The following is a 14106-nucleotide window of genomic DNA, read 5'->3' as shown; positions in this document are numbered from 1 at the left end:
CCTGTGACCCCATCATTATGAGTGATGTGCTCTAACCAGCTGAGCTACGTAGCCATCTTTTTTTCGCGTAACCTTATCGGCGTTGCGGGGCGCATTATGCGTATTGGGCCTGCGAGCGTCAACCTCTTTTTCAAGGAAAATCGTTGTAATGTGACTGTTTGGTTAGGTTGCGAACAGCTCGCTGCAATAATCGGCAATTATTGGTTATTTATCGTTTTTCAGCGGCATAATTCCCGCAAAAAGAAAACGGACCCCGGAGGGTCCGTTTCGCGTTTCAACGCCTGTCAGGGCTTATTTATAGGCCGACTGGTGGACGCCTACCGCGCGGCCTGACGGATCGTTCATGGTTTTGAATGCTTCATCCCACTCAATGGCTTTAGCAGAAGAGCAGGCCACCGACGGACCGCCAGGAACACACTCCGCCGCGCTTGGCAGCGGGAACAGCTCTTCGAAGATCTCGCGGTACAGATAGCCTTCTTTGGAGGTCGGCGTGTTGTACGGGAAGCGGAAGCTTGCGGTTTCCAGCTGCTGGTCGCTGATCTGTTTCGCGGCCACTTCTTTCAGCGTATCGATCCAGCTGTAGCCGACGCCGTCAGAGAACTGCTCTTTCTGGCGCCAGGCAACGCTGGCCGGCAGATAGGATTCAAAGCATTCGCGCAGCACGTGTTTTTCCATTTTGCCGTTGCCGCACATCTTATCCTGCGGGTTGATGCGCATCGCCACGTCGAGGAACTTCTTGTCAAGGAACGGTACGCGGGCTTCCACGCCCCAGGCGGACATCGCTTTGTTGGCGCGGGCGCAGTCAAACATATGCAGCGCCTGCAGCTTACGTACCGTCTCTTCGTGCAGTTCTTTGGCGTTCGGCGCCTTATGGAAGTAGAGGTAGCCGCCGAACACTTCGTCCGAGCCTTCGCCGGAAAGCACCATTTTGATGCCCATGGCTTTAATTTTCCGCGACATCAGGTACATCGGCGTCGAAGCGCGAATAGTGGTCACATCGTAGGTTTCGATGTGATAGATAACGTCGCGGATCGCATCCAGCCCTTCCTGGACGGTAAAGTGAATTTCATGGTGCACGGTGCCGAGGTGGTTAGCCACTTCCTGCGCCGCTTTCAGGTCAGGAGAGCCTTCCAGACCGACCGCGAAGGAGTGCAGCTGCGGCCACCAGGCTTCGCTACGCTCCTGATCTTCAACGCGACGGGCGGCAAATTTCTTGGTGATGGCGGAGATGACCGAAGAATCAAGGCCGCCGGAGAGCAGCACGCCGTAGGGGACGTCGGACATCAGATGGCTTTTCACCGACTCTTCCAGTGCCTGGCGCAGCTCGTTCTTATCGGTAACGTTGTCTTTTACCGCGTCGTAATTGAACCAGTCGCGCTGATAGTACTGGCGAATTTCACCGTCTTTGCTCCACAGGTAGCTACCCGCCGGGAACTCTTTAATGGTGCGGCACACCGGCACCAGGGCTTTCATTTCGGAAGCGACATAGAAGTTGCCGTGTTCATCATGCCCCATATACAGCGGGATAATGCCGATATGGTCGCGGCCAATTAAGTACGCGTCTTTTTCGCTGTCGTACAGGGCGAAGGCGAACATCCCCTGCAGGTCGTCGAGGAACGCCGGGCCTTTTTCCTGATACAGCGCGAGGATCACTTCGCAGTCGGAGCCGGTCTGGAACTGATAGCGGTCGCCATATTCCGCGCGCAGCGCCTGATGGTTGTAGATTTCGCCGTTAACGGCCAGCGCATGGGTTTTTTCGGCGTTGTACAGCGGCTGAGCGCCGGCGTTGACATCGACAATCGACAGGCGCTCGTGCGCCAGAATCGCTTTGTCGCTGGCATACACGCCAGACCAGTCCGGACCGCGATGGCGCATCAGGCGGGAAAGCTCCAGCGCCTTTTTACGCAGCTCGCCTGCGTCAGTTTTAATATCCAGTACGCCAAAAATAGAACACATAGCCTTCTCCATTACCCTGTCGTGTTTGATGTTGTGCTGGCTTCGTCTCGTGGCGAAGCCTGAGTGCGTGCTTAAGAAAATGCCGTAAAGGGGGAGCAGGCGCAAGGGTTTTACGGCTGGAAAAAGAAAAAACGCAACTGCGATTGTTGAATAGTAAAAAAAGAGTATCTTTTGAACGGCTTCATTGAAGAATACGCAATTTTAAGCCGTTTTTATTAGATATGGTACTTTTGGCAGGCGTCAAAAATGAACAACCACGTCCTGAGACGTGGCTGACATTAGAAAATATCGATTTCCGCGACGGAGGGGTAGATCCACGACGGGCGGAACGGCATGCTGTCGATGTCGTCGAGGGTCGAGACTCCGGAGAGCACCAAAATGGTCTCCAGCCCCGCCTGGAAGCCAGCCAGAATGTCGGTGCGCAGATTGTCGCCGACAATCACCGTCTGTTCGGAGTGGGCCTGCATTTTGTTCAGCGCTGAGCGGATGATCCACGGGCTGGGTTTACCGACGTAAAACGGCTTACGGCCGGAGATCTTCTCGATCCCGGCGCACAGGGCGCCGCAGGCCGGGTAGAAGCCGCGACCGTGAGTATCCGGGTTAGTGGCAATGAAGCGGGCGCCATTGGCGACAAAGAAGGCCGCCTTATGCATCATCTCCCAGTTAAAGGAGCGGGTTTCCCCGACGATGACAAAATCCGGGTTGACGTCGGTAATGGTAAAGCCGGCTTTGTACAGCTCGTGGATCAGCGCCCCTTCACCCACCACATAGGCTTTCTTACCTTCCTGGCGGCGCAGAAAATCGGCCGTCGCCATCGCCGAGGTGTAGAAGGCGCTATCCGGAACCTCAATCCCGGCGGTGGCGAAACGGTTCGCCAGATCCTGGCCGGTTTGCGACGGGTAGTTGGTCAGCATCACCAGCGGCATGCCTTTCTCGAGGATGCGCTTGATAAACTCGGCAGCGCCGGGAACGGCGACGTTATCGTGCATCAGCACACCGTCAATATCACAAATTATGTTTTGAATGGTCATGGTGGGTCCAGAATCATTATCAAAGACGAAACTATACGCGTCATTGATGAGGTTTCACACCTCTGACGGGCGATGCCCGCCAACGACAGAGCGACGCGCTTATCAATAAAGGGGGGCGGTTAGCTCTCAAGCAAGCGCTGCAGCAGCGTGCCATTGAGCATGGCGCGTTTGACCAGCGCGAAGGCGCCAATCGCTGAGCGATGATCGAGGGTGGAGCGCACCACAGGCAGGTTCTTACGAAACGCCTTCAGCGCCTGGGCGTTAATGCAGCCCTCAATGGCCGGGAGCAGCACTTTCTCGGCTTCCACAATTTCGCCGGCGATGACGATTTTTTGTGGATTGAACAGGTTGATGGCGATGGCGATCGTTTTTCCGAGGTGACGCCCTACGTACTCGACCACTTCGCAGGCCAGGGCATCGCCTTTGTTGGCCGCTTTGCAGATGGTTTTGATCGTGCAGTCATCGAGGGTCAGACGGCTCTGATAGCCCTGCTCCAGCAGGTGGCGAACGCGATGTTCGATGGCGGCATTAGCTGCGACGGTCTCCAGACAGCCAAAGTTGCCGCAGTGGCAGCGCTCGCCCAGCGGGTCGACCTGAATATGGCCGATTTCGCCGACGTTGCCGTTACGGCCGATAAAAATGCGTCCGTTGGAGATGATCCCTGCCCCGGTGCCGCGGTGCACGCGCACCAGAATGGAGTCTTCGCAATCCTGGCTTGCGCCAAAATAGTGCTCGGCCAGCGCCAGGCTGCGGATATCGTGTCCGACAAAGCAGGTAACGTTGAAGCGTTTTTCCAGCGCCCCGACCAGGCCCCAGTTTTCCACCGCAATGTGCGGCATATAGCGGATCACCCCGCTTTCCGGATCCACCAGCCCCGGCAGGATCACCGAGATGGCGATCAGCTCGCGAATTTTGCGCTGACAGTTTTCAATAAAAGTGGCGATGATATTCAGCAGGGCGTGTTCCAGCGTTTCCTGGGTGCGCTCGGGCAGCGGGAAATGCTCCTCTTCCAGGGTCTTGCTGCTTAAATCATAGAGGGTGAGAGTGGCGTCATAGCGGCCAAGGCGCACGCCAATGGCGTTGAAGTTGCGCGTCTCCGCAATGATGGAGATGGCGCGGCGCCCCCCGGTGGAGGCCTGCTGATCGACTTCTTTGATCAGGCCGCGCTCAATAAGCTGACGCGTGATTTTGGTCACGCTGGCAGGGGCAAGCTGGCTTTGTTCCGCGATCTGAATGCGCGAGATAGGCCCATGCTGGTCAATCAGGCGGTACACGGCCGCGCTGTTCAGTTGTTTTACGAGGTCAACGTTACCAATTTGAGCTTGTCCGCCTGCTGTCATACTTTTACTTACTCAGTGACGACCTCGTTACCATTAACGATGGTCTTGGTGATTTTATAATCGCGTGTAAAGGCGGTCAGGTTAGCGACCATACCCGGCGCAATACTGCCGAGCTGCTTGTCCACACCAATGGCGCGCGCGGGATAGAGCGTCGCCATGCGCAATACTTCGTCCAGCGCCACACCGCAATGCTCAACCAGATTACGCACCCCTTCAATCATGGTCAGGGAAGATCCGCTGAGGGTGCCGTTTTCATCTACGCACAGCCCGTTGCGGTAGTATATTGTTTTCCCGGCAAAAATGAACTGGTCAATATTCGCCCCCGCCGGCGCGGTGGCGTCGGTGACCAGGCACAGTTTGTCGCCTTTCAGGCGCTTGGCGTTGCGCACGTTGGCGTAATCGACGTGCATCCCGTCGACAATAATACCGCAGTAGACATCCGGCTCGTCAAAAATCGCCCCGGCCAGACCCGGTTCGCGGCCAGTAATGTACGGCATTGCATTATACAGGTGGGTGGCGAAGGTAATGCCTGCGCGGAAGCCCACTTTCGCCTCTTTCAGCGTGGCGTTGGAGTGGCCCGCGGAGACGACGATCCCGGCGGCGACCAGTTTGCGGATCACTTCCGGCTCAACGCGCTCAGGGGCGAGGGTCACTTTGGTGATCACATCGGCGTTGTCGCACAGGAAATCGACCAGCGCCGCGTCCGGTTTACGCACATAGTCCGGGTTGTGGGTGCCTTTCTTGACGATATTCAGCCACGGTCCTTCAAGATGCAGACCCAGCGCCTGGTTCGGGTGCTTTTGCAGGTATTCGCGCATCACGCGCACGCCTTGCTTCATCAGATCGTCGCTGGAGGTAATCAGCGTCGGCAGGAAGCTGGTGCAGCCTGAGCGTTCGTTGGCCTTCTGCATGATCTCCAGCGTGTCGACAGTGACCGCGTCAGGGCTGTCGTTAAACTGCACGCCGCCGCAGCCGTTGAGCTGGACGTCGATAAAACCGGGGGCGAGGATGGCGCCGTTGACTGAGCGCTGCTCGATGTCAGACGGCAAATCTGCCAGCGGACAAAGACGTTCGATAAGGCCATTAGCGATAACAACCGCATGGTCATCAAGAATTTCATGACCGGTATAAACCCGGCCCTGGGTTAATGCATACATTACGACCCCCGGTATATACGCCTCATCAGGCCCGGGTACGTTCGTTTGCCGCCGGCATGATGATGCATACAAAGAAAAAGATGGTCCCGCGCAAATCGCGGGACACGACTACATTACAGACCTTTAATATTTTCAGCTTCTAATTCGTTGAAATATTTCAGTGTCTTCACTTTCAGCTCCATGGTAGACGGTTCGTCACAGACGATCACCGCCTTCGGATGCAGCTGCAGACAGGTAATGGTCCACATGTGGTTGACGTTACCTTCTACCGCCGCCTGCAGCGCCAGCGCTTTCTGATGGCCCAGCACCAGAATCATTACCTCTTCTGCATCCAGCAGGGTGCCCACGCCGACGGTTAGCGCATATTTCGGCACCAGATCCACGTCGCCGTCGAAGAAGCGGGAGTTCGCCACGCGGGTTTCATGGGTCAGGGTCTTAATACGGGTACGAGACGCCAGAGAGGAGGCCGGTTCGTTAAACGCGATGTGACCATCGTTGCCCACGCCGCCCATGAACAAGTGGATTTTACCGTAGGAACGAATTTTTTCTTCATAGCGACGGCATTCCGCATCGATGTCCGGCGCGTTACCATTCAGCAAGTTGATATTTTCTGCCGGAATATCAACGTGGTCAAAGAAATTACGGTGCATGAAGCTATGATAGCTTTCCGGATGCTCTTTCGGCAGGCCAACGTATTCATCCATGTTGAAGGTGACGACGTGTTTGAAGCTAACCTGGCCTGCTTTATGCATTTCAACCAGCGCCTTGTAGGCGGTGAGTGGGGTGCCGCCGGTCGGCAGTCCCAGGACGAACGGACGGTCCGCGGTTGGTTTAAATGCATTAATGCGGTTAACGATATGGCGGGCAGCCCATTTACCGACCTGCTCAGCGGTTACCAGGGGGATCAGTCTCATTCTTCACCTCTATAGTTAAAGTAGATTCTGGCGGATTGGCGCCAGCACTCTGAGGAGAGTATTGCAGCAACTGCGCCGACCGGGGTCAATCCGTGTTGATTTTTTGAATGATAAAATAAGTTTTCGATGTTAGCCAGTGTAAGGGAGGGGGGAATACGATATTTGGTGATAATTATCACAAAAAATACCCGTTTAATTTGCGATACGAATTAATTTTTCACACACTTTGCCGGTAAGTGATAAAACCGACCTTGTTACACAATAAAAAAGTGGCTTTGAAAATGAGCCTCATCGGGGTCTCATAGGGGGAATAAGATGAATATTTTAGGTTTCTTTCAGCGGCTGGGTAGGGCGTTACAGCTCCCTATCGCAGTGCTGCCGGTCGCAGCATTGCTGCTGCGTTTCGGGCAACCAGACCTGTTGAATGTACCCTTCATCGCGCAAGCGGGTGGGGCTATCTTCGACAACCTGGCGCTGATCTTTGCTATCGGTGTGGCGTCAAGCTGGTCCAAGGATAACGCCGGTTCTGCGGCGCTGGCCGGGGCAGTAGGTTATTTCGTGATGACCAAAGCGATGGTCACCATCAATCCGGAAATTAACATGGGCGTACTGGCCGGTATCATTACCGGTCTGGTAGCAGGGGCGGTGTACAACCGCTGGGCCGGCATCAAGCTGCCGGACTTCCTGAGCTTCTTTGGCGGCAAACGCTTCGTGCCGATCGCCACCGGCTTCTTCTGTCTGATTCTCGCGGCGATCTTCGGCTACGTCTGGCCGCCGGTGCAGCACGCTATCCATGCGGGCGGCGAGTGGATCGTTTCCGCAGGGGCATTGGGTTCCGGTATCTTCGGTTTTATCAACCGTCTGCTGATCCCGACCGGCCTGCATCAGGTGCTGAACACCATCGCCTGGTTCCAGATTGGTGAGTTTACTAACGCCGCAGGCGCCGTGTTCCACGGCGACATCAACCGCTTCTACGCCGGCGACGGCACCGCGGGGATGTTCATGTCCGGCTTCTTCCCAATCATGATGTTTGGTCTGCCGGGCGCGGCGCTGGCGATGTATCTGGCCGCTCCGAAAGCGCGTCGTCCAATGGTGGGCGGTATGCTGCTGTCTGTTGCCATCACCGCGTTCCTGACCGGGGTAACCGAGCCGCTGGAATTCCTGTTCATGTTCCTGGCTCCGCTGCTGTACCTCCTGCACGCGGTACTGACCGGTATCAGTCTGTTCATCGCAACGGCGCTGGGCATTCATGCGGGCTTCTCCTTCTCCGCCGGCGCCATTGACTACGTGCTGATGTACAGCCTGCCGGCCGCCAGCAAAAACGTCTGGATGCTGCTGGTGATGGGCGTGGTCTTCTTCTTCGTCTACTTCCTGCTGTTCAGCGCGGTGATCCGCATGTTCAACCTGAAAACACCGGGTCGTGAAGACAAAGCCGCTGACGTGGTAACGGAAGAAGCTAACAGCAACACTGAAGAAGGCCTGACCCAGCTGGCGACCAGCTATATCGCCGCGGTGGGCGGAACGGACAACCTGAAAGCGATTGACGCCTGTATCACCCGTCTGCGTCTGACCGTGGGCGATTCGGCGAAAGTGAACGACGCCGCCTGTAAACGTCTCGGCGCATCCGGGGTGGTGAAACTGAATAAGCAAACCATCCAGGTTATCGTCGGCGCGAAGGCAGAGTCTATCGGCGATGAGATGAAAAAAGTGGTTACCCGCGGCCCGGTAGCGGCAGCGGCAACCGCACCGGCTGGCAACGTCGCCACCGCAGCGCCAGCGGCTAAACCGCAGGCGGTAGCGAACGCGAAGACCGTTGAGTCGCTGGTTTCGCCGATTACCGGTGACGTGGTGGCGCTCGAACAGGTGCCGGACGAAGCCTTCGCCAGCAAAGCCGTCGGCGACGGTATCGCGGTGAAACCGACCAGCAACATCGTTGTCGCGCCAGCGGCGGGTACTGTGGTGAAAATTTTCAACACTAACCACGCGTTTTGCCTCGAAACCAACAACGGTGCGGAAATCGTCGTCCACATGGGTATCGACACCGTGGCGCTGGAAGGCAAGGGCTTCAAACGTCTGGTTGAAGAGGGCACGGACGTGAAGGCGGGCGAGCCGATTCTGGAAATGGATCTGGACTTCCTCAACGCCAACGCGCGCTCGATGATTAGCCCGGTAGTCTGCAGCAATAGCGATGACTACAGCGCGCTGGTGATACTGGCGAGCGGTAAGGTCGTAGCCGGCCAGACGCCGCTGTATGAGATTAAAGGCAAGTAAGGCTCCTGAGTCGAGTTTATGCCTCAGCGGCGAAGGGAAACCTTCGCCGCTTTTTTTTCCAGCAATCGGCCCCATAATCCTCTTCTGATACCTATTTTACGTAACTAATAGTTGTCACTACGCCCTGCTTGTAAGATCATGTGCCGTTATACGTTGTTTACGCTTTGAGGAACCCGTGATGAGTGAGGCAGAAGCCCGCCCGACTAACTTTATCCGTCAGATCATTGATGAAGATCTGGCTACCGGTAAGCACACCACCGTTCACACCCGCTTCCCGCCGGAGCCGAACGGTTATCTGCACATTGGCCATGCGAAATCCATCTGCCTGAACTTCGGCATCGCCCAGGATTATCAGGGCCAATGCAACCTGCGTTTCGATGACACCAACCCGGTGAAAGAAGATATCGAATACGTGGAGTCGATTAAAAACGACGTGCAGTGGTTAGGTTTCCACTGGTCCGGGGACGTTTGCTACTCGTCTGATTACTTTGATCAGCTGCATCAGTATGCGGTTGAGCTGATCAACAAAGGCCTGGCCTACGTTGATGAACTCTCTCCTGATGAGATCCGCGAATACCGCGGCACCCTGAAAGCGCCGGGTAAAAACAGCCCGTATCGCGACCGCAGCGTGGAAGAAAACCTGGCGCTGTTCGAAAAAATGCGCAGCGGCGGCTTCGAAGAGGGCAAGGCCTGCCTGCGCGCGAAGATCGATATGGCGTCGCCGTTCATCGTGATGCGCGATCCGGTGCTGTACCGCATTAAGTTCGCTGAGCATCATCAGACCGGCAACAAGTGGTGCATCTACCCGATGTACGACTTCACCCACTGCATCAGCGATGCGCTGGAAGGCATTACCCACTCGCTGTGTACCCTGGAGTTCCAGGACAACCGTCGTCTGTACGACTGGGTGCTGGACAACATCAGCATCCCGGTTCACCCGCGCCAGTACGAATTCTCGCGCCTGAATCTCGAATACACCGTGATGTCCAAGCGTAAGCTGAACCAGCTGGTGACTGAGAAGCACGTGGAGGGCTGGGACGATCCGCGGATGCCGACCATCTCCGGTCTGCGTCGTCGCGGCTACACCGCCGAATCCATCCGCGAATTCTGCAAGCGTATCGGCGTGACCAAGCAGGACAACACCATTGAGATGGCGTCGCTGGAGTCCTGCATTCGCGAAGATCTCAACGAAAACGCGCCGCGCGCGATGGCGGTGATCGATCCGGTGAAACTGGTTATCGAGAACTACCCGCAGGGCGAAAGCGAAATGGTGGCGATGCCGAACCATCCGAACAAGCCGGAGATGGGCAGCCGCGAAGTGCCGTTCAGCGCGGAAATCTGGATCGACCGCGCGGACTTCCGTGAAGAAGCCAACAAGCAGTACAAGCGTCTGGTGCTGGGCAAAGAAGTACGTCTGCGCAACGCCTACGTCATCAAAGCGGAACGCGTGGAGAAAGATGCCGAAGGCAATATCACTACTATCTTCTGCACCTACGATGCCGACACCCTAAGCAAAGATCCGGCTGACGGCCGCAAGGTCAAAGGCGTGATCCACTGGGTGAGCGCGGCGCATGCGCTGCCGGTAGAGATCCGTCTCTACGATCGCCTGTTCAGCGTACCAAACCCGGGTGCAGCGGAGGATTTCCTCGCGGTAATCAATCCGGAATCGCTGGTGATCAAACAGGGTTACGCGGAGCCGAGCCTGGCGCAGGCGGAAGCCGGTAAAGCTTACCAGTTTGAGCGTGAAGGTTACTTCTGCCTCGACAGCCGCTATGCAACCGCAACCAGTCTGGTGTTTAACCGCACCGTCGGTCTGCGCGATACCTGGGCGAAAGCGGGCGAATAACATTTTCCCTACCGTCAAAGCGCCGCACTCTGCGGCGCTTTTTTTGTTTCAGAATCAGCCAATTACTCTTTTTATTTTCGCGAAGCGAATTAATTCTGTTTCGCTCCGGAAATAAATAACGCTTCTGATATTTCCTGTCTCATATAAAAAACCAATGTAATCGCTTTCAGCCTTCGCATTTTTCCCTGATTTAGCAATGACTTCCATGACAAAATCATCAGAGATAAGACTGTAACAAAACGACATAAATTATGTGCGCTTTGTCATAATCTTAAGCTTTGCCTCACGAAAAACATTGATAATTCGCGTCACGAAAAATAGTCTATCTACAGTGGTTTCGCGGCCTTTTTCGCCGCCCCACATTTTGCAGTTTTATTTATTTTTTAGCGAATGACCTCTGGTCTTCGCCTTTTAAAACGTCAAAGAGGATATGCACATGCGTACGTTTAGTGGCAAACGTAGTACGCTGGCGCTGGCTATTGCCGCCGTCACCGCGATGTCGGGCTGGGTTGTGATTCCGCAGGCCAGCGCAGCAGGCTTTATCGATGATTCTACTTTAACCGGCGGTATCTATTACTGGCAGCGTGAGCGTGACCGTAAAGATGTGACCGACGGCGATAAATACAAAACCAACCTTTCCCACTCCACCTGGAACGCCAACCTGGACTTCCAGTCCGGCTATGCCGCCGATATGTTTGGCCTTGATATTGCGGCGTTTACCGCGATTGAAATGGCGGAGAACGGCGACAGCGGCCACCCGAACGAAATCGCCTTCTCGTCGCGCAACAAAGCCTATGACGAAGACTACTCCGGCGATAAGAGCGGCATCAGCCTGTATAAAGCCGCCGCGAAATTCAAATACGGTCCGGCGTGGGCGCGCGCGGGCTACATCCAGCCAACCGGTCAGACCCTGCTGGCGCCGCACTGGAGCTTCATGCCGGGGACCTATCAGGGGGCGGAAGCCGGGGCCAACTTCGACTATGGCACCGCGGGCGCGTTAAGTTTTTCCTACATGTGGACGAACGAGTATAAAGCGCCATGGCATATCGAAATGGATGATTTCTACCAGAACGATAAGAAGACCAAAGTTGATTATCTCCACTCCATCGGCGCCAAATATGATTTCAAAAACGACCTGGTGCTGGAGGCGGCATTTGGTCAGGCTCAGGGCTATATCGATCAGTACTTTGCTAAAGCCAGCTACAAATTTGACGTCGCCGGCGCGCCGTTGAGCACCAGCTACCAGTTCTACGGCACTCGCGATAAGGTCAGCAACGGCGGGGTCAACGACATCTATGACGGCACCGCATGGCTGCAGGCGTTAACCTTTGGCTATAAAGTAGCGGATGTGCTGGATCTGCGTCTGGAAGGGACCTGGGTGAAGGCCGATGGCCAGCAGGGCTACTTCCTGCAGCGTATGACCCCGACCTACGCCTCCTCCAACGGTCGTCTCGATATCTGGTGGGATAACCGCTCCGACTTCAACGCCAACGGTGAAAAAGCGGTCTTCTTCGGCGCGATGTATGACATGAAAAACTGGGATATGCCGGGCTGGGCGTTTGGCGCGTCTTATGTGTACGCCTGGGATGCGAAGCCTGGCAGAATGGCTTCTCCGGATGCGTACTATGACCCTGACTATCGCCTGAAAGAGTCGGCCTATAGCCTCGATGCCATGTATACCGTGCAGGAAGGCCGGGCGAAGGGCACGCTGTTTAAACTGCACTTTACCCAGTACGACAACCATTCCGATATTCCGAGCTGGAGCGGCGGCTACGGCAACATCTTCCAGGATGAGCGCGACGTGAAGTTCATGGTTATCGCCCCGTTCACCATTTTCTAATGCCTGCGCGGCGGGCATGAGCCTGCCGCACCTCTGGGAGAATGACAATGAAAAAAATGCTGCTTATTGCCATGATGGCATCGGCTCTGGTGGCCTGCACCACGTCCCCGGCTCCGAAAGAAGACACCAAACTGAAAGATGCCTATAGCGCTTGTATTAATACGGCGGAAGGCAATCCGGACAAGATTGAAGCCTGCCAGAGCGTACTGAATGTCCTGAAAGAGGATAAACAGCACCAGCAGTTTGCTAACCAGGAGAGCGTCCGGGTGCTGGATTATCAGCAGTGTATCCAGGCTACCCGCACCGGCAACGATCAGGCGGTAAAAGCGCGCTGCGACCAGATCTGGAAAGAGATCCGCAGCAATAATTCGACCCATTAAGCCAGACGGCAGCGGCAAACGGGCGGAGCATATCTCCGCCCGTTTGCTTTTTTAGCGCTGACTCTCCGCCGGCTGATAGCCGCGACTCAGGCGCACAAACAGCAGCGCGGTGGCAATGAAGCCGCACAGTGCAGCGCACATTAGCCACCATCCCGGCGCGCTTTTATCGCCGGTAAGCTCGACCAGGGCAGTGGAGATAGCCGGCGTCAGGCCGCCGAAAATGGCGGTGGCGAGGCTGAAGGCCAACGAAAAGCCCACGGTGCGGACATAAACCGGCATCACTTCGGTGAGGGCCGCCACCATCGCGCCGTTATACATGCCAAAGAAGAACGAAAACCACAGCAGGACCAGCGTCATACGGGTGAAATCCGGCGCGGCGGTAAGCCAGTGCATCACCGGCCAGGTGGTGAGCAGCGCCAGCACGGTAATTCCCATCAGCACCGGGCGACGACCGATCCGGTCAGAGATGGCTCCGCCAATCGGTAACCAGATGAAGTTGGAGATGCCCACCAGCATGGTTACCAGCAAACTGTCGCGGGCGCTGAGGTGCAGCACCGCTCTGCCGTAGGTTGGCGTATAGACGGTAATAAAGTAAAACGTGGTGGTGGTCATCGCCACCAGCAGGGTCCCCGCGGTAATAATGCGCCAGTTCCTGGCGATGGTGGTCAGGATCTCTTTGGTATCCGGGCGATGTTTACGCTGCAGGAATTCCTCGGTTTCCTGCAGCGAGCGGCGCAGCACGAAAATCAGCGGAATGATCAGGCAGCCAATAAAGAAGGGGATGCGCCAGCCCCAGGCGGCGATCTCCTCATGTTCCAGCGTGGCGTTCAGCGCATAGCCGATCAGCGCCGCCATGATGATAGCCACCTGCTGGCTGGCGGACTGCCAGCTGGTATAGAAGCCTTTATTGCCCGGTGTGGCGATTTCAGAGAGATAGACCGACACTCCGCCAAGCTCGACGCCCGCCGAGAACCCCTGCAGCAGACGGCCCACTAATACGAGGATCGGCGCCAGCACACCGATAGTCTGATAGCCAGGGACCAGGGCGATAAGTAGCGTCCCACAGCCCATGATCGCCAGGGTAACCATCAGCCCTTTGCGGCGACCGATTCTGTCGATATAGGCGCCGAGCACCACCGCGCCGATGGGACGCATCAGGAAGCCCGAACCAAATACCGCAAAGGTGAGCATCAGAGCTGCGAACTCGCTCTCCGCCGGAAAGAAGGTGCGGGCGATATAGGTGGCGTAAAAGCCAAACAGGAAGAAGTCGAACTGTTCGAGAAAATTACCGCTGGTCACGCGGAGGATAGCGCCGACGGTGCCGGCGCGGGTGGGTTGTTGGGTCATAGCGGGTGCTCTCCATTGTCTTTA

General features: G+C 56.0%; 10 protein-coding genes and 1 pseudogene. 4 read left to right on the top strand and 7 right to left on the bottom strand.

What is annotated here, in order from left to right:
- Positions 1-291: 291 nt before the first annotated feature.
- The 5 genes from asnB to nagB all read right to left on the bottom strand — a co-directional run bounded on the left by asnB (position 292) and on the right by nagB (position 6398).
- Positions 292-1956: an asparagine synthase B gene (gene asnB / locus ABLU73_RS21615; protein WP_017901427.1), complete on the bottom strand. Its 1665-nt coding sequence runs from the start codon at positions 1954-1956 to the stop codon at positions 292-294.
- 278 nt (positions 1957-2234) lie between these two features.
- A complete protein-coding gene (locus tag ABLU73_RS21610) occupies positions 2235-2987 on the bottom strand; it encodes an HAD-IIA family hydrolase (protein WP_004885918.1) in 753 nt (250 codons plus the stop codon).
- A 119-nt stretch (positions 2988-3106) separates the two neighbouring features.
- Positions 3107-4327, bottom strand: a complete 1221-nt coding sequence (locus ABLU73_RS21605; RefSeq protein ID WP_004885919.1) for an N-acetylglucosamine repressor — start codon at positions 4325-4327, stop codon at positions 3107-3109.
- 8 nt (positions 4328-4335) lie between these two features.
- On the bottom strand, positions 4336-5484 hold the full coding sequence (gene nagA / locus ABLU73_RS21600; RefSeq protein ID WP_004885928.1) for an N-acetylglucosamine-6-phosphate deacetylase: 1149 nt from the start codon (positions 5482-5484) through the stop codon (positions 4336-4338).
- 113 nt (positions 5485-5597) lie between these two features.
- The gene (gene nagB / locus ABLU73_RS21595; protein WP_002894749.1) at positions 5598-6398 is read right to left on the bottom strand and encodes a glucosamine-6-phosphate deaminase; all 801 of its coding nucleotides are present in this window, start codon (positions 6396-6398) and stop codon (positions 5598-5600) included.
- A 315-nt stretch (positions 6399-6713) separates the two neighbouring features.
- Between nagB and nagE the strand changes: the two genes are divergently transcribed.
- Together nagE and glnS are read left to right on the top strand one after the other, a co-directional pair.
- Complete coding sequence (gene nagE, locus ABLU73_RS21590; RefSeq protein WP_017901426.1) at positions 6714-8669, top strand: PTS N-acetyl glucosamine transporter subunit IIABC; 1956 nt, start codon at positions 6714-6716, stop codon at positions 8667-8669.
- A 178-nt stretch (positions 8670-8847) separates the two neighbouring features.
- The gene (gene glnS, locus ABLU73_RS21585) at positions 8848-10515 is read left to right on the top strand and encodes a glutamine--tRNA ligase (RefSeq protein WP_004885933.1); all 1668 of its coding nucleotides are present in this window, start codon (positions 8848-8850) and stop codon (positions 10513-10515) included.
- 54 nt (positions 10516-10569) lie between these two features.
- On the opposite strand, the pseudogene ABLU73_RS21580 reads toward glnS, so the two are convergent.
- Positions 10570-10878: pseudogene (locus ABLU73_RS21580) on the bottom strand (methionine synthase).
- Positions 10879-10951: 73 nt separating this feature from the next.
- On the opposite strand from ABLU73_RS21580, the gene chiP reads away from it, so the two are divergent.
- Both chiP and chiQ read left to right on the top strand, forming a co-directional pair.
- Positions 10952-12355 (top strand): chitoporin, encoded by a 1404-nt coding sequence (chiP, locus tag ABLU73_RS21575; protein WP_017901425.1) that lies wholly within the window; start codon positions 10952-10954, stop codon positions 12353-12355.
- Between the two features lie 47 nt (positions 12356-12402).
- Positions 12403-12735, top strand: coding sequence for a ChiQ/YbfN family lipoprotein (gene chiQ / locus ABLU73_RS21570; RefSeq protein WP_023319976.1), 333 nt, complete (start codon positions 12403-12405; stop codon positions 12733-12735).
- A gap of 51 nt (positions 12736-12786) precedes the next feature.
- On the opposite strand, the gene ABLU73_RS21565 is transcribed toward chiQ, so the two are convergent.
- The gene (locus ABLU73_RS21565) at positions 12787-14082 is read right to left on the bottom strand and encodes an MFS transporter (RefSeq protein WP_004885943.1); all 1296 of its coding nucleotides are present in this window, start codon (positions 14080-14082) and stop codon (positions 12787-12789) included.
- Between the last annotated feature and the right edge of the window lie 24 nt (positions 14083-14106).

Source organism: Klebsiella sp. GG_Kp175 (assembly GCF_040062325.1).
GTDB lineage: Bacteria > Pseudomonadota > Gammaproteobacteria > Enterobacterales > Enterobacteriaceae > Klebsiella > Klebsiella quasipneumoniae.
The sequence above is the reverse complement of the archived record's forward strand: the minus strand, read 5'-3'. Positions and strand labels throughout refer to the sequence as shown.